The organism is Vibrio sp. 1CM8B, assembly GCF_023161685.1.
GTDB lineage: Bacteria > Pseudomonadota > Gammaproteobacteria > Enterobacterales > Vibrionaceae > Vibrio > Vibrio coralliirubri.
In genome coordinates, this window is the sequence record NZ_JALNTU010000010.1 from 122,856 (window position 1) to 141,664 (window position 18,809).

Below are 18,809 nucleotides of genomic sequence, written 5' to 3' on the forward strand. Positions count from 1 at the left end.
TGTTTTTTATTATGCTTTAAAGCAGATTTATTGTGGTTTGATGCGGCATAGCGCATACTCAAAGCATTAAAAAATAAATGTTTTATCGGAGAGAAACATGGCTGAAGAAACCATTTTTACTAAGATCATCAACAAAGAAATCCCAGCAGATCTACTATACCAAGACGATTTAGTAACCGCATTTCGCGATATTAACCCTCGTGCGCCAAGCCATATCCTAATCATCCCAAACAAGCTGATTCCGACGACCAACGATGTTGAAGTCGAAGATGAAGCGATGATGGGGCGCATGTTTACTGTTGCTCGCAAGTTAGCAAAAGAAGAAGGCATCGCAGAAGATGGCTATCGTCTTATCGTGAACTGTAACTCTCATGGTGGCCAAGAGGTTTATCATATTCACATGCACTTGGTTGGTGGTCGTCCACTTGGTCCGCTATTAATGAGCTAATAAAAAGCTAACGAGTTAATGAAAGCTAATGCGCTAGTTTAAACGCGCTCATTAGTGGGTTAACACAAGTAGTTAGTTGGAAAATTTGTAGTTTGTATGCCAACTTTAAGTTCTATCTGTTGTCTGAATGTCGGCATCGCCTAGGCAGAGGCTAAATCAGTAGGGTTTCAACTGGCTTGAGATCCTTTTTACAACACGTTTCGTTTTGATAATGAGACCACGAAAGGTCAACAGACCCTAATAAAGTTGGCATTTTAAACATGCACGGAGACGATAAGTGAAGCAACAGTTTAGATTCGCTTCCATTGCCCTGTTATCGGCGTTGACCGTAGGTTGTGCGAGTATGTCTGCAGGAAGCCTGTTCAGTCATTACAGCGCACAAAACAAAGCGATCTACCAAGCCGTTAAATCTGGAGATTATTCAGAGGCCCAGCAAGAGCTACCAGATTACGCGGCAGGCGACATCCTTGATAACTTTGAAAGAGGCAGAATTAATCTGCTGGATCAAAAATACCCTGAGAGTAAGGCTTCGTTTGAAGTGGCTGATCAGGCGGTGACTGAGCAGCAACGCAAAGCCGTGATCTCAATCTCAGACAGTGCAACCAGTGTGGGTGCGTTGGCTGTGAATGACAATATTACCGAGTATGTTCCAGCCGATTATGAGTTGGGCTTTCTTCATCTGTACCTCGGTTTAAATTACCTCAAGAAAAACGATTTAGAAGGTGCGGTGATCGAAATGCGTCGCGCCAACCAAGTTCAAGAACAAGCGAAGAAGCAACGCGAAGCTGAGTTAGAAAAAGCTGCCAGCGATGCGAAGAAGCAAGGCTTGTCTGCCAATGTGGGTAGCATCCTTGCCAATTACCCTGATGCGGGTAAGAAACTGCAGTCAGTACAGAATGCGTATCTGATGTTCTTGTCTGGTCTGCTTTATGAAGCGTCAAATGATTTAAACAGCGCCTACGTTGACTATCGTCGTGCTTTGGCTGTGATGCCAGATAACCAAGAAATCATCGATAGAACCATGGCAACAGCCGCTCGTTTAGGGATGCGACAAGATTTAGCGACATTAGAAAAACGCTATAAGCAATCTTCTAAACTTAGTGCAGGTGAAGGACGAGTGATTGTTCTTCAAGAGCAGAGCGCTGTACAAGCTATGGACAGTTGGCGACTAGATTTACCTGTTTATGACAGTCGCGATCAGGGGGCAATATACTCTCTTGCGCTGCCATATTACCCAAGCCAAAACGTAGAGCGTTTTTCTGCCTTGCGAATCAGCGGACAGCCGCTACAAGAACACTTGATCTCTGATGTAAACGCGATGGCGCAGAACGATTTATCGGAACGTATGACAAGCATTGTTATTCGCCAAGCGCTCCGTGTAGTCGCGAAAGATCGCATTCGTAAAGAAGCAACCAAAGGTGATGATGTCGGTAATATTCTGTTCAACGTGTGGAACACACTGACAGAGCAACCAGACACTCGCAGTTGGCAATCATTACCTGCAGAGATTAAGAGCAGCACGTTTGTAGCAAACAGTGGTCAATATACGTTGGAAGCGGGCGCTAAAACGTACGACTTTGATATTCGAGAAGGGCAGACGACCTTGGTGTGGATTTCTCGACAAGGAAACAACGCAACAATGTGGCATAAACAGCTAGGGAGGCTGTAATGAAAAAGTGGTTAGTAAGCTTAGCAGCGGTCATGGCTCTGGCTGGTTGTGCTGATAATACAGCTGGCGTAAGGGTCGATAGTCTGACTCAGAACGTTTTCTTTGGTGACAAGGTATTGGGCAGCCGTTTACAGGTTGAAGATATCCGCACCGATCTGGTCGACGGTCATACGCGAGGAATCGTTCGTTTAAACAGTAACTATAAAGGCGATCAACATATCCTTTATCGTTTTTACTGGTACGACGATGCCGGGCTTGAGGTCAACCTTAAACAAGGTCCTTGGAAGCAAGCGATTGTTCGTGGTTTTGAAAGTATTTCGTTGTCGGAAGTGTCGGTAAACCCGAAAGCGACTCAGTTCAGAGTCCAGTTCCGAGAGCAGTAAGTTAGATAAAACGGGTCTCATGATTCGTAAATACAAGCATTTAAGAGTGTGGGTAACCCCGCTCAGTGATAAGTTGAGGAAACAAAATGAAAAAGAGTGTCATTGCGCTACTAGGTTTAGCGGTTATTTTAGGCGGTTGTTCAAACAAGGTAAGCTACGGTGATGCACAAGCAGTAGAAACCACGACAATCGATTTCGGTTCAACTGACCTTCAAACGATTGCGGGTGAAATGGTCGATAGCATGATGGCGTCTGGTTCTGTGTCTTACATTACTCGTGAACAGCGTCCAATCGTGTTTGTAGAGCGAATCAAGAACAAAACAAGTGAGCACATCGATACTGAGTCAATCACTGACACTATCAGTACGAAGATGTTGAACTCTGGTAAGTTCCGTTTCGTTGATATGGACCGTGTAGAGTCTGTTCGTGACCAACTGAACTTCCAAAATAACGATGAGCTTGTAAACCAAAGTTCAGCGATTCAATTCGGTAAAATGGTTGGTGCTCAGTACATGTTGTACGGCAACCTATCAAGCATCGTTAAGAAAGCGGGTAGCGATGAAGACGTATACTACAAAATGACGATGCGTCTAATGGATCTTGAGTCTGGCTTGATTGAATGGGCTGACGAGACTGAAATCCGTAAGCAACAATCTAAGAGCCTACTAGGCCTTTAATTTCGCTTACTTGCCAACTATGCGCAGCCGGATTTGACAATGTCTAGTATTGGCAGCGCTTAATCTTGACAGCGTATAGCTTGGTCACACGCCAATGCAGTGCATGATGTGCTGTTTATGAAGAGACACTGGCTTTTGGTCAGTGTCTTTTTTGTAGGGAATGAAGACGTTTATAGGGCAGTTAAGACGTTTATAGGGAGTAAATATGGCAATTTTTTCTTGGTCTGAGGCTAAGCTTCTTGATACCAGTTTGAGTTCGCTTGACGGTTACTTTTCTGAGCCTCCAGTTAGAGCACAGACATTAACCGGCGGTTTGACCAATCGATGTTGGAAGTTGGTTGATGCCGATGGTACTGCGTATGTTTGGCGGCCAACCACACCTATCACTAAAGCGTTCTTCATCTCTCGTCATGAAGAGTACCAAGTGCTGTCTGCAATTGAGCGTCTCGGCATCGGGCCAAGCCCCATGGTGGTGAATGAGCAAGGCTTATTGGTTGAATGGATTGCGGGTGAGACGCTTTACGAAGGCTTAGAGCTTGATGATTTGTTGAAGACGCTGATCTCAGTGCATCTGGTTAATACTGCGCGATTACCACTGCAACCATTCAGTTTCACGGCGCGAGTCGACCATTACTGGCTGCAGCTTGATGCGATTCATAAGACCGAAGCCTGCACTAAGATTTATCAAGAGTGGCGCGTGGCTCCGAGTATAACCAATGTTGACCTGTCTTTGTGCCATTTTGACTTAGGTGGTTATAACCTAGTGAGAAACAGTGACGGCATTAAGATTATTGATTGGGAATACGCTGCGCTCGCAGACCCTAGGCTCGATTTAACATTAACCATTGCGGTTGCTGGCGTGCCAGTCACTGAAGCGGTTGAGAAGTACTGCCAGCTGCGAGGTATCCATGATGTTCAGCCTTGGCTCGATGGTGTAGAAGCATGGTTACCAAGAAGCCAGATGATGGCGATGCTATGGTATTTACTTGCTCATCAGCTTTGGGGCGATGAAAGTTATCTGCGTGAAGCAGAGGCTCTGAGTCACACTTTATGTAGCTAGGATCACGTTTAGGAAGTGAAAAATATAATTTCTCAGCTGTTACCTTTAAAACCTTGTTTTTCGTGTTAGATTGATCAAAACGTACCAATATTCAACGGGGGAGGTACAATGATTATCTATCTACATGGCTTCGACTCAACAAGCCCGGGCAATCACGAAAAAATACTGCAGTTGCAATTCATTGATGATGACGTTCGTTTCATCAACTACAGTACTTTGCATCCAAAACACGATATGCAGCATCTGCTAAAAGAAGTGCATAAAGTGATAGAGCAATCCGATGATCCGCATCCCATTATTTGTGGTGTAGGTTTAGGTGGTTTTTGGTCTGAGCGTATTGGTTTCTTATGTGGGATTAAGCAGGTGGTGTTCAACCCTAATCTGCACCCTGAGAACAACATGGTAGGTCGAATTGACCGTCCAGAAGAGTACGAAGACATCGCAACTAAATGTGTTGCTCAGTACCGCATGAAAAACAAAGGACGCTGTTTGGTAGTGTTGTCTCGTGAAGATGAAATCCACGACAATACCAAAACCGCTGCCGCGCTAGAAGATTACTACGACGTAATCTGGGATGAGAAAGAGAGTCATAAATTCAAAAAGATCTCTCAACATCTTCAAGCAATGAAAGCGTTCAAAAACGCTTAATCAATCTGGATGCTTTATAAAAGCAGTGCTCAATGAGTGCTGCTTTTTTACATCTGAACTTTTGCGTTCGTGTTTCATAAAGCGGTTATCGCTGTTTTATCTGTGAGTTTGCGCATTTATAGATCAGTTTGCGCAAACGTTAACTAATTAGTCGCGAATCCTCATTGAGGGTAAGGATTTTTTTGTTGCGGTCATCTTTTTGCTATATATAATGTTCCAAAGCAAAATATTTTGACAAATATCAAAAAAAATTGAGAGCGAGTGAAAAAACTTGCCCATAATTTGTGTTCTGCCTCTCAGGTAGTCACCTTTTTTATCCATGTGAGCAAAGCAACAAACCAACATTTGTTGTTTGTAATCCCTCTAACTACTCGGTGAGCTGTCGTTATTCTTTTTCGCGGTAATCCAATTTGTAACAGCCTTCGCATTCAAGGCCGAGTAGATACATAGAATTTATCGGTTGGAGTAATCGAGCCGAACCCCATTTATTCATTTTGTAGAGGATTGTCATTGTGACAAAAATTATCGTAGTAGGCGGCGGTGCTGGTGGTTTAGAGCTAGCAACTAAGCTAGGCCGCACTTTAGGTCGTAAGAAACGTGCCCAGATCACTCTGGTAGACCGTAAAGCAAGCCACCTATGGAAACCATTACTTCATGAAGTAGCAACTGGCTCTCTGGATGAAGGTGTTGATGCATTAAGCTACCGTGCACACGCAAAAAACCATTACTTCGATTTCCAAATGGGCAGCCTGAACGACATCGATCGTGAGCGTAAAGTGATTGCACTAAGCGAGCTTACAGACGAGCACGGTGAACTGCTGATGCCAAGCCGTGAACTTGAATACGATATTCTTGTGATGGCGCTAGGCTCAACGTCAAACGACTTCAACACTCCAGGCGTTCGTGACAACTGTATTTTCCTTGATAGTCCAGAGCAAGCACACCGTTTCCGTACAGAAATGAACAACCAGTTCTTAAAGCTTCACGCTAAGAACGGTCAAGGCACGGTAGACATCGCGATTGTTGGTGCGGGTGCAACAGGTGTAGAGCTTTCTGCAGAGCTACACAACGCAGTTAAAGAGCTTCGTACTTACGGCTTCGGCGACCTAGATTCAAGCAAGCTGAACGTAAACCTAGTTGAAGCGGGTGAGCGTATTCTTCCAGCTCTACCTCCTCGTATTTCAAGCGCAGCACACTCTGAGCTAACCAAGCTTGGTGTGAACGTTCGTACGAATACGATGGTGACTCAGGCGGATTCTGACGGCCTAACAACCAAAGATGGCGACAAGATCCCAGCTCAAATCATGGTATGGGCAGCAGGCATCAAAGCACCAGATTTCATGAAAGATATCGGTGGCCTTGAGACCAACCGTATCAACCAGTTGGTTGTGAAGAACACGCTGCAAACAACACTGGATGACAACATCTTTGCGATCGGTGACTTGGCGCAATGTACACAAGCAGATGGTTCATTCGTTCCACCACGTGCACAAGCGGCTCACCAAATGGCAAGCTGTGCATTCAGCAACATCATTGCTAAGTTGAACGGTCGTGACCTGAAAGATTACATCTACAAAGATAAAGGCTCGCTAGTTTCACTAAGCCGTTTCTCTACGGTAGGTAGCTTGATGGGTAACCTGACGAAAGGCTCGATGATGGTTGAAGGTCGTATTGCTCGTGTGGTTTACATCTCTTTGTATCGCATGCACCAGATGGCGCTTCACGGCTTAATCAAAACATCACTGATGATGTTGGTTGGTCGTATTAACCGCGTACTTCGTCCAAACCTAAAGCTTCACTAAAATCAGGTAAGCCTTTAAGGTCATTACGCTGATAATAAAAAAGAGCTCTTCGGAGCTCTTTTTTTGATTGTGTCGATTACGTACTATCGCAGGTGTTGAATTCATTTTTGCTGTTAAGACGTTGGAGGCAGCACAGAATAAACCACGCCATCTTTTGGCTTACCGTTAAACAGAAATCGATTCTTGGCAATGGTTTCTCGTTCTGCGCCACACTTCTCTATCAACTTTTGGCTGGGTAGGTTCTCGGTATCGCAGACAATCTCCAAACGCGTTAACTTGAGTTGCGCGAAACAAAATTCAAATAGGGCGAGCATCGCTTCTTTGGCGATCCCTCTCCTTTGAAAGTCATCACCGACCCAATAACCTAAACTCGCCATATTAAAGGTGTGGTAAAGCTCATTAATGGCAACCATACCGACTAACTTATCGCTTTTTCGTTCAAAGATGCCAAAGCCAAACGCATCGGCTTTCACCCAGTTCAGGCGAGTCGCCAGAATAAACTTCTCGGCTTCGACGATAGAAAACTCGCTATGACACCAGTCGACCCATGGCAACAAGCTAGGGGAGGACTTAACCAGCTGAGAAAATTCTTGAGCATCTGAGGCCTCAATGATTTTAAGGCTAAGGTTTTTTGTGTTGATCTGAAATTCAGGGCTCATAATACGTACCAAGTAACGTGTAAGTACTGAACAAAGAGAGTCAGTACAGAATAAAGATAGATAGCACTTAATAAAACGCCCTCACTAGGAGGGCGGATTGAATTATTTATATAATTATAGCCGAATCGGCAAGTAACTTACTGCGCTACACGTCTAACTTGAATCACCATTCCAAGAAGTGGGTGGTCAAGGTAGTGAGTTTCCGTACTGCGCATACGACGTTTTTGGTCCATGCGGTAGCTCTTAAGGAACTCTTGGACTTCAACCGTCGGAGAAATCTCAGTTAGGTTGCCCACTTGAACGTTGCTTTCTGCGCCACTTACTGGTGAATCTAGCTCAATTTGTTGCTCTTGTAGAGTGACTTCACGAACGCTTGGTGCTTTTAAATCTAATGTCGTTTCAGCGTATAGGTAGTGCTGAACGTAGATTTGCAGCTTGCCGTCTAATTCGTACAGTGGCTTGTCAATGGTCTCTTCTTGGAACCCATCAGCGCTGCCTGCAGTGATTGCGCCTTTTTCAGAGCCATCAGCATTAAATTGTTTAGAGAAATCTTTACCTGCTTGAATGTGGAAAACAGGTGCAGAGCTCTTGCCTTGGTCGCCTTGGCGCCAAGCGGTATGCATCAGAACTTCAAAGCCAGCGTGTTTACGTAGCTTGTCTTTCTGAGGCGTTAACTTGTATTCCGAGTAAGGCAGCATTTGAACGCCTTTCTTTGCTCGGTATTGGGTGTCTTGAAATGAACCAACGCGCTCAAGTGAAATCTTAGGCTGTGTATTTGGCCAAGATTCGTTCACCTTCTCTGCATCAACAGCGCGCTTAAAAATGATCACTTCTATATCAAATTGTCTCTGCGCCAAGCTTGGTAGTGAGACGAACAATAGTAGCAGTGGGATCAGTCTTTTCATTTTTACTCCGTCTTCCAGCCGAACTACCAGCTGGATAATTTATATGTGCAAGTGGATTGGGTCTTATGCTGAAGGCAGCAAGTTTTGTCTGAATTCGCCCAATAAATCACTAACAAATTGAATTCGTTTCCGTCTGTCGACCAATGGTATCGTAAACTTGAACTTTGTTGGTCCTTCCATTGAAAACTTTTGCGGTTGAGATTGCAACAGTTTAACAAGGTAGTTCGGGTTTATGTCAGCATCCGGGTAGAATTCGATAAATCCGCCTTTATCGTGAGCTTCAATTTTCTTCGCTTTGATAGACGCTGCGGCTAATTTTAGCTCAGAAACTGACAACAAGTTCTTGGTTGCATCAGGTAGAAGGCCGAAGCGATCAATCAGCTCGACTTTCAACTCTGCCAATTCGTCGGTGTCACTCACACTCGCAATACGTTTGTATGTTGATAAACGCGTGTTGATGTCTGGAATATAGTCGTCTGGCAATAGAGCCGGCAGACGCATCTCAATTTCAGTTTGTTCACGCAATAGATCATCAAGCGAAGGCTCTCGACCTTCTTTCAACGCTTCAACCGCTTGTTCAAGCATCTCCATGTACAAGGTGAAACCAACCGACTGGATTTGACCACTCTGTTCATCACCCAACAGCTCACCCGCACCACGAATCTCTAAATCGTGAGTTGCTAGGGTAAAGCCTGCGCCCAAGTCTTCGAGCGAAGCAATCGCATCCAATCGCTTGATCGCATCTTTGGTCATTGCTTTAGGGTGTGGCGTTAACAAGTAAGCATAAGCTTGGTGGTGCGAACGACCTACACGACCACGTAATTGGTGCAGCTGTGCTAAACCAAGGTTATCGGCTCTGTCCATCAAGATGGTATTTGCCGTTGGTACGTCGATACCGGTTTCAATGATGGTTGTACACACCAACAAGTTAAAGCGCTGGTGGTAGAAGTCATTCATGATGCGTTCCAGTTCGCGCTCACGCATCTGGCCATGAGCCACGGTAACACGCGCTTCTGGAATCAACTTCTGTAGTGACTCTGCTGTTTTCTCAATCGTGTCGACTTGGTTGTGCAGGAAGTAAACCTGACCACCACGCATGATTTCACGAAGTACTGCTTCTCTTACGATGGCATCATCACTCTCGCGAACGAAGGTTTTAATTGCCAAGCGTCGTGCGGGTGGTGTAGCGATGATCGAAAGGTCACGCATACCACTCATTGCCATGTTCAGCGTTCGCGGAATAGGCGTTGCAGTAAGCGTAAGGATGTCGACATCCGCACGCATCGCTTTCACTTTCTCTTTCTGACGCACACCAAATCTGTGTTCTTCATCGACAACCAGCAGGCCGAGATCTTTAAACTTAATATCACTCGAAAGTAGCTTGTGAGTACCTACCAATATGTCGACCTTACCGTCGGCGACATCTTGCATTATCAACTTTTGCTCTTTTGCTGATTTGAATCGAGATAGAACCTCAACACGAATCGGTAAGTTAGCGAAACGGTCACGGAAGTTCTCGAAGTGTTGCTGAGCAAGTAAGGTGGTTGGAACTAATACCGCGACTTGTTTGCTGTTGTCGGTACAAACGAATGCTGCACGCATCGCGACTTCGGTTTTACCAAAGCCAACATCGCCACACACCAAACGGTCCATGGCTTTTGCTTGGCACATATCAGACATAACAGCATTGATGGCCATCGCTTGGTCATCGGTTTCTTCAAACGGGAAGCCAGATTTGAAAGTCGCGTATTGGCCGCGGTCGAGTACAAATTTGTAGCCAGGTTTTAGCTCACGCTTAGCGTAAACATCAAGTAGCTCTGCTGCAACGTCACGTACTTTCTCTGCGGCGCGTTTACGCGCTTTTTGCCACGCTTCGCCACCGAGTTTATGTAGCGGTGCAGAATCTTCAGCGCCACCTGAATAACGGCCAATCAAGTTCAGAGAAGCAACCGGCACGTATAACTTGGCATCGTTTTGATACTCAAGTGTCACGTATTCGGTTTTCATGCCACCGGCTTCGAGTGTTTGCAGGCCAATGTAGCGACCAATACCGTGGTCAATGTGCACAACAGGTTGACCCGGTTTAAGTTCGGCTAAGTGACGAATGACAGTATCGCTGTTAACGCTTTTCTTGTCTTTCTTGCGGCGCTGAATAACGCGATCACCCAACAGGTCGCTTTCACAGATAAGGGCGATATTTTGCTCTTCGTGGATAAAGCCATGCTCAGCAGAACCGAGGATCAGGCTGAACTTATCTTTACCTTTAATCGCCGCATCGAGGTTTTCAACTTCGCTTGGACGAACTTTGATGCCTCGAAGTAATTCACTCAAAGCTTCACGACGACCTTCAGACTCAACTGAAAAGACCACTTTTCCTTCGAAGGCTTCAGTGAACTTTCTTAGGTTTGCGAGTGGCTCTTTATTCTGATGCTGAACACTGAGATCAGGAAGAGACACAACCGGAAGGTTGGTACGTCCAGCTTTATCTTCAATTGAATCTAAGCTGAGGTTGACCTGCGGCTTCTGTTTGAAGTGTGCGAACAGCTCGTCTTTCTTAAGCCACAGTTGTTCAGGCGTAAGCAGTGGTCGTAATGGGTCTACACCGCGCTGTTCGTATCGATGAGCAACGTCCGTAAGGAATGAATCTACTGCAGTCTCGACATCACCTAGAATCAGCAGTTGCGCTTCATCGGCAACGTAATCAAACAAGGTTTCAGTGTGATCAAAGAACAGCGGTTGCCAGTACTCGATACCAGCAGGCCACGTACCCTTAGAAACCTGCATATAAACCGATTCTGGTTCGCGGCGCGCATCAAACTGTTGGCGCCAACGAATACGGAAATCTTCAATCGCTGTTTCCGAGGTTGGGAATTCGTGAGCAGGCAGCAGACGGATCTCAGAGATGTCTTCGATAGAACGCTGGTTTTCAGGATCGAAAGTACGAATCGTGTCGATCTCGTCATCGAAAAAATCGATTCGATACGGGTCTTTACTGCCCATTGGGAACAGATCGAGAATAGAGCCACGGCTTGCGTATTCACCTGGGCCAAACACTTGATCAACGTACCGATAGCCTGACTTTTCAAGTTGTAGGCGCAGTTTTTCAAGCGAGTAGAGATCGCCCGTTTTCACCATTAACGTGTGTTGTAGCAAAAAGTCACGCGGTGATTGACGCTGAAGTAGCGTGCTGATCGGTACGATCGTAATACCGTCTTTTAATGTCGGTAAGGCATAAAGGCGCGCGATACGATCTGAAATGATCTCTTGGTGTGGAGAAAAGCTGTCGTAAGGCAGTGTTTCCCAGTCTGGGAATAGTGCAACTTCATGTGCCGTAAACTGTTCGATTTCAGATTGAAGCTTAAGCGCCACTTGTGGGTCGGGTACAGCCAAGACGGTATGGCTGTTGTGCTGCTCTGCGAGTTTGGCAATGGCAAGAGCGAGAGACGAACCGACTAGGTTACCGATGTGCTTTTTGTCACCGGCACCTTTAAGTTTAGGTAGTGTAAATATGGATTTTTTGGTCATGTTAATTTACTTGTTATCTCGGTCTAGAGAGCGTTGACGCAAGAGTTTCTGTTGTTGATGAAGTGCCGCTTTAATTAGCAGGTCTTGGTCGGTATCGCGAAGATGAGCGTATTTAAATTTGATTTCGAAACCTGAGTCTCTCGCCTCGCTAGCAAATACCTCTGCGTAGCAATAAATGGCTGCAGCTGGGTGCTCTAGGAAAAGTTTGGCTTTTACTAAGCGACCCGGTTCGATGTCTGCTTTTGAAAAGCAGGAAAACTGACTCGCACCAAATGAATAGGTGTGAGTGCGACATTTCTCATCATCTTGCTGCGATAACATAAAGCTCAACAAGAGGTTTAATTTTGAGTTTTGTGCATCCAATAAACTGGTGACATTCTTCAAGTCACTGTTTTTCAGTTCAGCACGCGCACTGTCAGCTAACAGATCCAATTGGCTAAATTCACTTGCCACCACAAATGGTGCTGGGATCTCAGATTCGAATTGAATTTGAGAAGGTAAAGTGAAGCCGCTGTCCATTGGTTCAATATTAGCGGTAAGGCTATGGTGAACGGTGAAAAACTCTTGTTCTGTCATGCGTTAGTTCCTTGAAGTGATCTATTGATTATCGCTATGTGGCCGCAGTAATCAAGGTCAGTTAATTGAAAGTCTCAAATAGTTGTTTGAAATTTGGCTATTTGACAAGGTTCTGTTTTTCAAGCCTAACTAATTGAGTTAATTCACTCTATATTTTCAATTAACCCCTACACAGTAACAGCAATACCCGTTACATTAACCCGCATCCCCTTTAGATGGTTCAAAGTATGTTTCATCCTATTTCGTTGTTTGTTGGCCTACGCTATTTGAAAGGCCGTTCAGGTGATCGCTTTAGCCGTTTTGTTTCTTATATGTCGACGGCAGGTATCACCATTGGTGTGCTGTCTTTGGTTACTGTTTTATCGGTAATGAATGGATTCGAAGCGCAGTTAAAAGACCGAATTCTTGGTGTTCTTCCTCAAGCGGTGGTTTATGAGCAAGGTGGCACCACCTCTCTTGCTGCCCAAGCGCCTAATTTTGCAGAGCAAATCTCGCTTAATGGTCACGTTGAACCGATTGTCCGCAGTGAGGCGGTGATTCAGAGTCCGGCTCAGTTATCTGCAGGGCTGTTAATCGGCATTGAACCTAATTCAGACGACCCTCTTCAGAACCACTTGATTGCGGGCAGATTGTCTTCACTTAAAGCGGGCCAGTATCAGCTATTTCTTGGTCACACCTTGGCGAGAAATTTGAAGGTATCTATGGGTGACAAAGTTCGCCTGATGGTGACCAGCGCGAGCCAGTACACCCCGTTAGGTCGTATTCCAAGCCAACGAAATTTCACTGTTGCCGGTATTTTCAACACAGGTTCTGATATCGACGCTCAACTGATGGTGACAGACATCCAAGATGCTGGGCGTTTGATGCGCTATAAATCAGACACCATTTCCGGTTGGAGACTGTTTTTTGAAGACCCGTTTGAAGTTGCAGAGTTATCGACTCAGCCATTGCCAGAAGGTTGGTTGTGGAGTGATTGGCGTGACCAACGTGGCGAGCTATTCCAAGCCGTCCGTATGGAAAAAAACATGATGGGCTTAATGCTTGGGCTGATCATCGGTGTTGCTGCTTTCAATATTATCTCGGCACTTATCATGGTGGTGATGGAGAAGCAGTCTGAAGTCGCGATTCTTAAGACCCAAGGCATGACCGATGGTCAAGTCATGGGGATCTTCATGGTTCAAGGCGCAAGTAGTGGCGTGATTGGCGCACTCTCTGGTGGTGTGTTAGGCGTTGCCCTAGCGATGAACCTTAATACTATTTTAGAGGCGATGGGCGTTGCTCTATTCTCCTTTGGTGGACAGTTGCCAATTCTGATTAACCCAATTCAAATCGCTGTTGTTGTGGTTTTGGCTATTGCACTTAGCCTGATTGCCACTGTATTCCCTTCTTATCGTGCATCGTCTGTGAAACCTGCTGAGGCCCTTCGTTATGAGTAATTTTCTTCAATGTAATGATATCCGTAAAACGTACCGTGAAGGCTCGTTAGATACTGAGGTGCTCAAGGGAGTCAGCTTTGAAATCGAAAAGGGTGAGCTAGTAGCAATCATCGGTACCTCTGGATCGGGTAAAAGTACCTTACTGCATATCTTAGGCGCATTAGACGATGCTTCTGCGGGCAGTGTGAGTTTTCTTGGCCAGGACTTAGCATCTTTGAGTTCGAATAAGCAGGCGAAGCTTCGCAACCAGCATCTTGGCTTTGTGTATCAGTTCCATCATCTTCTATCTGACTTTTCAGCTTTAGAAAACGTGGCGATGCCGTTATTGATTGGCGGCGAAAAGCCCGCTAAAGCAAAACAAGAAGCACAACGTTTGTTGGACAAAGTTGGATTGAGTCACCGCGTGGACCACCGACCTTCAGAGCTTTCTGGTGGCGAGAGGCAACGTGTGGCGATTGCGCGTGCATTGGTGAATAAGCCTGCGCTAGTGTTGGCGGATGAACCAACCGGTAACCTTGACCATAACACCGCATTGTCTATTTACGACTTAATGCGTGAACTGAACCGTGAATACGATACTGCCTTTTTGGTCGTGACTCACGATGGTGAACTTGCCGGTAAGATGGATCGCCAACTTCACATGCAAGATGGTTTACTGGTCAACGTAGAAAAAGAGGAGAGCTAAGTGTTTTCTTCTTTATCTCTATTGATAGGCGGCCGATTTAGCCGTGCGAAACAACGAGACAAGATGGTGTCGTTCATCTCTTTGTCCTCGACGATTGGTATCGCTGTTGGTGTCGCGGTGATCATTATCGGCTTATCTGCGATGAATGGCTTTGAGCGAGAGCTCCAATCACGAGTGCTTTCAGTGATTCCTCACGGTGAGTTTGAAGGCGTGAATGAGCCTGTGACTCGTTGGGAGCACGTGATTGAGGAATCGGTTAAGCACGATAAAGTCGTTGCTGCTGCGCCTTATGTAAAAATTACTGCACTTGCTGAAAAGGGCAAAGAACTCAAAGCAATTGAAGTTCGCGGCGTTGACCCACAGCTAGAGCAACAAGTCTCGAGTCTGTCGAGTTTTATCGATAAGCAAGCTTGGAGCGAGTTTAAGGCAGGACAACAACAGATCATTTTGGGCTCTGGCGTAGCGAATGTGTTGAGTGCGAAAGTCGGTGATTATCTGACTTTGATGATTCCAACGGTAAACGGTTCTGTGAAGGTTCAGGCGCCAAAGCGTGTTCGAGTGAAAGTGGTTGGCTTGCTGACGCTTAATGGTCAGATAGATCACAGCTTGGCTCTGATCCCGATTGGAGATGCTCAGGTCTACGCAAACTTAGGTGAGGCCGTGACTGGGGTCTCTTTAAAAGTGACCGATGTGCTGAACGCGAATTCTATTGTGCGTGAAGTGGGTAATCAGCTTGATGTGTATGTGTATCTGCGCAGCTGGCAGCAGAAGTTTGGCTTCTTGTATCGAGATATTCAACTCGTTCGTACCATCATGTATTTAGTTATGGTGTTGGTTATTGGTGTTGCTTGTTTCAACATCGTCTCGACCTTGATGATGGCAGTAAAAGACCGAGCATCAGAGATCGCGATTTTAAGAACCATGGGCGCATCAGATGGTCTTGTGAAGCGCATCTTTGTTTGGCAGGGCGTATTCTCAGGCGTGTTAGGCAGTTTAGTGGGCAGTGCAATAGGTGTGCTAGTCGCTCTTAATCTCACGACACTAATCAAAGGACTTGAAAAGCTGGTCGATCACCAGTTCTTGTCCGGTGATATCTATTTTGTCGACTTCTTGCCATCACAACTAGATATGACGGATGTTGTTGTGGTTTCCGGCACTGCGATTGTGCTGAGCCTACTAGCGACATGGTATCCAGCGTCACGCGCGGCGAAGTTAAACCCAGCCTCAGTGCTGAGTTCTAAATAGCATTAGCCTAAATAACAAAGCAGTTCCGCTTCGATAAATACAAAAAAGGATCCCAATGGGATCCTTTTTTATTGAATTCAATTCGTGTTCTTTACGACTTTCGTTACATGCCAATCTTGCAGAGGTAAGTGGCTCATCCGATTTTAACTTGTGTGCGTTTTAAGTGAAGCACAGACAAGGTTAGATTGAATAACAAGGAATGGCGTTTAGTGCCTTGCTTGTCGCTTCTTCCAACTTCTGACTACTGAGTAACGCCATAAACCGCGAATACCAAAGTAGCCAATCATTGCTGAAACCACACCACAAATCAGACAACCCAATAAGAACGGAGGCCCTATAGTGCTCATTTGCGCCAAGATGAAGTCCCAAGACAATTCGAAATGGAAGGCTTGAGGTGGCACATGCATAACAAACGCCCCGACTTTATAAGCAAAGTAGAAGAGAACAGGCATGGTAACCGGGTTACTGATCCAAACAAGTGCGACAGCCAAAGGCAGGTTAACGCCACATGCGACAGCAAGGCCTGCAGACATAATCATTTGACTTGGTAGAGGGACAAACGCCATGAATAACCCAACAGCAAACGCGCCGGCCGCAGAGCGACGATTAAGGCACCATAAGTTGGGGTTGTACAAAACATTGCCAAAAACTTTCAATGCTTTCTGACGCTTGATTAGATCATGGTCAGGCATAAATCGTTTGATAAACTTTCTTGGCATAGGAGGAAGCTACTCTCTTGTTTAACACTTGGTTCTTGATTTCATTTGCTGCGACAGTTGTGTCTGCCAGCTTCTGGCCTGTGATGCCACATTGGGTTTGGGCACCATTGATGCTGTTGTTACTGCTAGCACCAACAAAGTATAGCGTTTTCCGGAGTGCAAGAGGTCCAGTAACAGCATTGATACTAGTTATCTGCCTAGGGAATGCGATTGAAATACAAACGAGTCGCTTATTCCAATCAGGGCAGAATACTACCATAAATGCGTCGGTTGTTAGCCTTTTTAGTGAAAATAGCCACGGTTTTGAAAGCGTAATAGTAGTCAGATCAATTGGCGGCGAAAAATTAATCTTTCCTCAATTGATAAAATTGCGTTTGTTTACCCCTTTTAAGTTAACACTTGGAGATGATGTCTATTTATCGACCTCAATAAAGCCGGTATGGGGCAAACTCAATGAAGCCGGCTTTGACCTCGAAAAGTACTTGTTTAGTGCTGGCGTGGTTGCCAATGCAACTTACAGAGCAGATACCAAGTACCGAATTCATTCTAGCACCAACTTACGCGCCCAATGGTTTGAAGCCAGCCTTGAAAGGTTAAGTCTGCTGGCAAATCAAGACCTCATTATGGCTTTGAGTTTTGGATATCGAGACCTTATTCCGCCTCAGCGGTGGGATTTGCTTAAAAGCAGTGGCTTGATTCACTTGATGGCTATTTCGGGGCTGCATATTGGGATTGCCTTTGGTATCGGCTATCAGATTGGCAAAATATTCAGGTTACTTTCCCCTTCATTTCTTTGGTTACCTACAATATTCGGGCTCGGCTTGGCGTATTTCTATAGTTGGTTTGCTGGGTTCACGCTGCCAACCTTGAGAGCTTTAGTGATGTGCGTCATCGCCAGTTATTTCTTGTGGCGTGGGCAAAATATCAGTTTGCTCCGGTATGTCGCTTTAAGCTTGTGCGTGGTCCTGCTGATTTGGCCGTTTTCAGCCTTGTCGAGCAGTTTCTGGTTGTCCTTTGGTGCATTGGGCGCTGTTCTCTATATCGCGTTAAATACACAGCGCTCAGCTTCAACCTTTACATTTATCAACAGGGCACTCCAACTGATCAAGATTCAACTGATGCTGACATTCCTTATCGCGCCTTTCTCTATGTTGTTTTTCAAAGGGTTCAGTTTAGTCTCTGTTTTCTACAATTTACTCCTTTTGCCTTGGGTATCGATGGTGACGATCCCGCTGTTGTTTCTGGCAATGTTTCTAAGCTTAATATCGGAGTCAGTGTCTGGCGTGGTTGGTATAACAGCGCTAGACAATGGTTTGGTTAGTCAGCTGTGGAAGTTGGTCGACTTGTCGCTTGAGCCTCTCGTATTTAGTCTTCCTTTCTCTGAGCGATTTTGGATCCAAGTCGATAATCAGACGATTGCATTATCAGTATTCCTTATCTTGTTTTTGAGCTTTGTCAGTCGGTATTTCAAGCGAACATTATCGATATTAGTAACTGCAGTGTTTGTGCTGTGGTGGGAGTTCGGTAAACCTCAACAAGACAAGCTAACCATAGACATCTTGGATGTTGGGCATGGGTTGTCTTTGGTCTTGGAAAAGAACAATCAGATTGTTGTTTATGATCTTGGCAATGCGTGGCCAGGAGGCTCGGTTGTTGAGTCTTTGTTGATTCCTACTTTGAATCAGCGGGGGATTTATGAATTAGAAGGCGTGATTGTGAGTCATTTCGATTCTGACCATGCTGGTGGTTATCCGGCATTACTTGAGAACTATACGCCAAAGTGGATAAGAACCAGTCAGAACATTATTCAAGAACGCCAATCTATCACTCAAGCCCCGTCTAATATTCAAACATGTACTATTGGAGAGGTTTGGAACTGGCAAGATGTTGTTTTTGAGGTGTTGTGGCCGCCTAAGCAAGTAAAGAGGGCGTATAACCCACATTCGTGTGTGGTCAAGATCTCAGATCATAGTGCTGATTTCTCAATGTTGCTCACTGGTGATATTGAACTGGTAAGTGAGTGGTTACTTGCTCGTGAAGGAGAACAGCTAAGGAGTGATGTTATGTTGGTTCCGCATCATGGCAGCGATTCGTCATCGATTAAGTCGTTTATTGAGGCTGTGTCTCCTCAGCTGGCGATAGCTTCTCTTGCCAAAGGCAACCAGTGGGGAATGCCGAGTGAGTCTGTTATTGAACGTTATCAGGAAGCGGGGAGTACTTGGCTAGATACAGGTGAAAGCGGACAAATAACCATCACTCTTAGCAAAGAAGGTTGGCAATATCATGCGATTAGAGAACAACAAGGCGGGCAGTGGTATAGGCAGATGCTCCGTAAGGGAGTAGAATAGATAGATTATTGTGAGAAAATTAAG

Annotated in this window: 16 protein-coding genes; 11 read left to right on the plus strand and 5 right to left on the minus strand. The window is 45.4% G+C overall.

Annotated features, from left to right (window positions below; translation table 11 throughout):
- The first annotated feature begins 97 nt into the window (after positions 1 to 97).
- From hinT to MSG36_RS18150, 7 genes are all read left to right on the plus strand, one after another.
- Complete coding sequence (gene hinT / locus MSG36_RS18120) at positions 98 to 448, plus strand: purine nucleoside phosphoramidase (RefSeq protein ID WP_017065295.1); 351 nt, start codon at positions 98 to 100, stop codon at positions 446 to 448.
- Between the two features lie 277 nt (positions 449 to 725).
- The gene (locus MSG36_RS18125) at positions 726 to 2,117 is read left to right on the plus strand and encodes a hypothetical protein (protein WP_248369169.1); all 1,392 of its coding nucleotides are present in this window, start codon (positions 726 to 728) and stop codon (positions 2,115 to 2,117) included.
- Positions 2,117 to 2,500 (plus strand): YcfL family protein, encoded by a 384-nt coding sequence (locus tag MSG36_RS18130; RefSeq protein WP_017060222.1) that lies wholly within the window; start codon positions 2,117 to 2,119, stop codon positions 2,498 to 2,500. The genes MSG36_RS18125 and MSG36_RS18130 overlap by 1 nt, the downstream gene beginning before the upstream one ends.
- 86 nt (positions 2,501 to 2,586) lie before the next feature.
- On the plus strand, positions 2,587 to 3,177 hold the full coding sequence (gene lpoB / locus MSG36_RS18135; RefSeq protein ID WP_017060223.1) for a penicillin-binding protein activator LpoB: 591 nt from the start codon (positions 2,587 to 2,589) through the stop codon (positions 3,175 to 3,177).
- A 205-nt stretch (positions 3,178 to 3,382) separates the two neighbouring features.
- Complete coding sequence (locus MSG36_RS18140; RefSeq protein ID WP_248369172.1) at positions 3,383 to 4,237, plus strand: phosphotransferase; 855 nt, start codon at positions 3,383 to 3,385, stop codon at positions 4,235 to 4,237.
- A 108-nt stretch (positions 4,238 to 4,345) separates the two neighbouring features.
- Entirely contained in the window at positions 4,346 to 4,885 is a 540-nt protein-coding gene (ycfP, locus tag MSG36_RS18145; RefSeq protein ID WP_009847155.1) for an alpha/beta hydrolase YcfP, read from the plus strand.
- A gap of 512 nt (positions 4,886 to 5,397) precedes the next feature.
- Positions 5,398 to 6,687 carry an NAD(P)/FAD-dependent oxidoreductase gene (locus MSG36_RS18150; protein WP_009847154.1) on the plus strand — a complete coding sequence of 430 codons (1,290 nt, stop codon included), beginning with the start codon at positions 5,398 to 5,400 and terminating at the stop codon, positions 6,685 to 6,687.
- 113 nt (positions 6,688 to 6,800) lie between these two features.
- Here the strand turns inward: MSG36_RS18150 and MSG36_RS18155 are convergent, their stop codons facing one another.
- The 4 genes from MSG36_RS18155 to MSG36_RS18170 form a co-directional block, all read right to left on the minus strand.
- Positions 6,801 to 7,346, minus strand: a complete 546-nt coding sequence (locus MSG36_RS18155; RefSeq protein ID WP_210441212.1) for a GNAT family protein — start codon at positions 7,344 to 7,346, stop codon at positions 6,801 to 6,803.
- Between the two features lie 137 nt (positions 7,347 to 7,483).
- Positions 7,484 to 8,251: a peptidoglycan binding protein CsiV gene (locus tag MSG36_RS18160; protein ID WP_017065298.1), complete on the minus strand. Its 768-nt coding sequence runs from the start codon at positions 8,249 to 8,251 to the stop codon at positions 7,484 to 7,486.
- A 63-nt stretch (positions 8,252 to 8,314) separates the two neighbouring features.
- Positions 8,315 to 11,776, minus strand: coding sequence for a transcription-repair coupling factor (gene mfd / locus MSG36_RS18165; RefSeq protein WP_248369175.1), 3,462 nt, complete (start codon positions 11,774 to 11,776; stop codon positions 8,315 to 8,317).
- Positions 11,777 to 11,782: 6 nt separating this feature from the next.
- Positions 11,783 to 12,352 (minus strand): PilZ domain-containing protein, encoded by a 570-nt coding sequence (locus MSG36_RS18170; RefSeq protein WP_248369178.1) that lies wholly within the window; start codon positions 12,350 to 12,352, stop codon positions 11,783 to 11,785.
- Positions 12,353 to 12,579: 227 nt separating this feature from the next.
- On the opposite strand from MSG36_RS18170, the gene lolC reads away from it, so the two are divergent.
- The 3 genes from lolC to lolE are packed head-to-tail and all read left to right on the plus strand — an operon-like array spanning position 12,580 to position 15,718.
- Positions 12,580 to 13,788, plus strand: coding sequence for a lipoprotein-releasing ABC transporter permease subunit LolC (gene lolC / locus MSG36_RS18175; protein ID WP_059020945.1), 1,209 nt, complete (start codon positions 12,580 to 12,582; stop codon positions 13,786 to 13,788).
- The gene (gene lolD, locus MSG36_RS18180; RefSeq protein WP_048614550.1) at positions 13,781 to 14,473 is read left to right on the plus strand and encodes a lipoprotein-releasing ABC transporter ATP-binding protein LolD; all 693 of its coding nucleotides are present in this window, start codon (positions 13,781 to 13,783) and stop codon (positions 14,471 to 14,473) included. The genes lolC and lolD overlap by 8 nt, the downstream gene beginning before the upstream one ends.
- Entirely contained in the window at positions 14,474 to 15,718 is a 1,245-nt protein-coding gene (gene lolE, locus MSG36_RS18185) for a lipoprotein-releasing ABC transporter permease subunit LolE (RefSeq protein ID WP_248369180.1), read from the plus strand. It begins immediately after the preceding gene.
- A gap of 206 nt (positions 15,719 to 15,924) precedes the next feature.
- On the opposite strand, the gene MSG36_RS18190 is transcribed toward lolE, so the two are convergent.
- A complete protein-coding gene (locus tag MSG36_RS18190; RefSeq protein WP_017060232.1) occupies positions 15,925 to 16,437 on the minus strand; it encodes a DUF2062 domain-containing protein in 513 nt (170 codons plus the stop codon).
- 17 nt (positions 16,438 to 16,454) lie between these two features.
- On the opposite strand from MSG36_RS18190, the gene MSG36_RS18195 reads away from it, so the two are divergent.
- Positions 16,455 to 18,785, plus strand: a complete 2,331-nt coding sequence (locus MSG36_RS18195) for a DNA internalization-related competence protein ComEC/Rec2 (protein WP_248369183.1) — start codon at positions 16,455 to 16,457, stop codon at positions 18,783 to 18,785.
- Positions 18,786 to 18,809: the final 24 nt, after the last annotated feature.

Excerpts from the sequence above, each read along its gene's own strand:
- hinT (WP_017065295.1), top strand. The coding sequence starts at position 98 with ATGGCTGAAGAAACCATTTTTACTAAGATCATCAACAAAGAAATCCCA.
- ycfP (WP_009847155.1), top strand. The coding sequence starts at position 4,346 with ATGATTATCTATCTACATGGCTTCGACTCAACAAGCCCGGGCAATCAC.
- MSG36_RS18160 (WP_017065298.1), bottom strand. The coding sequence starts at position 8,251 with ATGAAAAGACTGATCCCACTGCTACTATTGTTCGTCTCACTACCAAGC.
- lpoB (WP_017060223.1), top strand. The coding sequence starts at position 2,587 with ATGAAAAAGAGTGTCATTGCGCTACTAGGTTTAGCGGTTATTTTAGGC.
- MSG36_RS18190 (WP_017060232.1), bottom strand. The coding sequence starts at position 16,437 with ATGCCAAGAAAGTTTATCAAACGATTTATGCCTGACCATGATCTAATC.
- MSG36_RS18130 (WP_017060222.1), top strand. The coding sequence starts at position 2,117 with ATGAAAAAGTGGTTAGTAAGCTTAGCAGCGGTCATGGCTCTGGCTGGT.
- lolC (WP_059020945.1), top strand. The coding sequence starts at position 12,580 with ATGTTTCATCCTATTTCGTTGTTTGTTGGCCTACGCTATTTGAAAGGC.
- MSG36_RS18170 (WP_248369178.1), bottom strand. The coding sequence starts at position 12,352 with ATGACAGAACAAGAGTTTTTCACCGTTCACCATAGCCTTACCGCTAAT.
- lolD (WP_048614550.1), top strand. The coding sequence starts at position 13,781 with ATGAGTAATTTTCTTCAATGTAATGATATCCGTAAAACGTACCGTGAA.
- MSG36_RS18140 (WP_248369172.1), top strand. The coding sequence starts at position 3,383 with ATGGCAATTTTTTCTTGGTCTGAGGCTAAGCTTCTTGATACCAGTTTG.
- MSG36_RS18155 (WP_210441212.1), bottom strand. The coding sequence starts at position 7,346 with ATGAGCCCTGAATTTCAGATCAACACAAAAAACCTTAGCCTTAAAATC.
- mfd (WP_248369175.1), bottom strand. The coding sequence starts at position 11,776 with ATGACCAAAAAATCCATATTTACACTACCTAAACTTAAAGGTGCCGGT.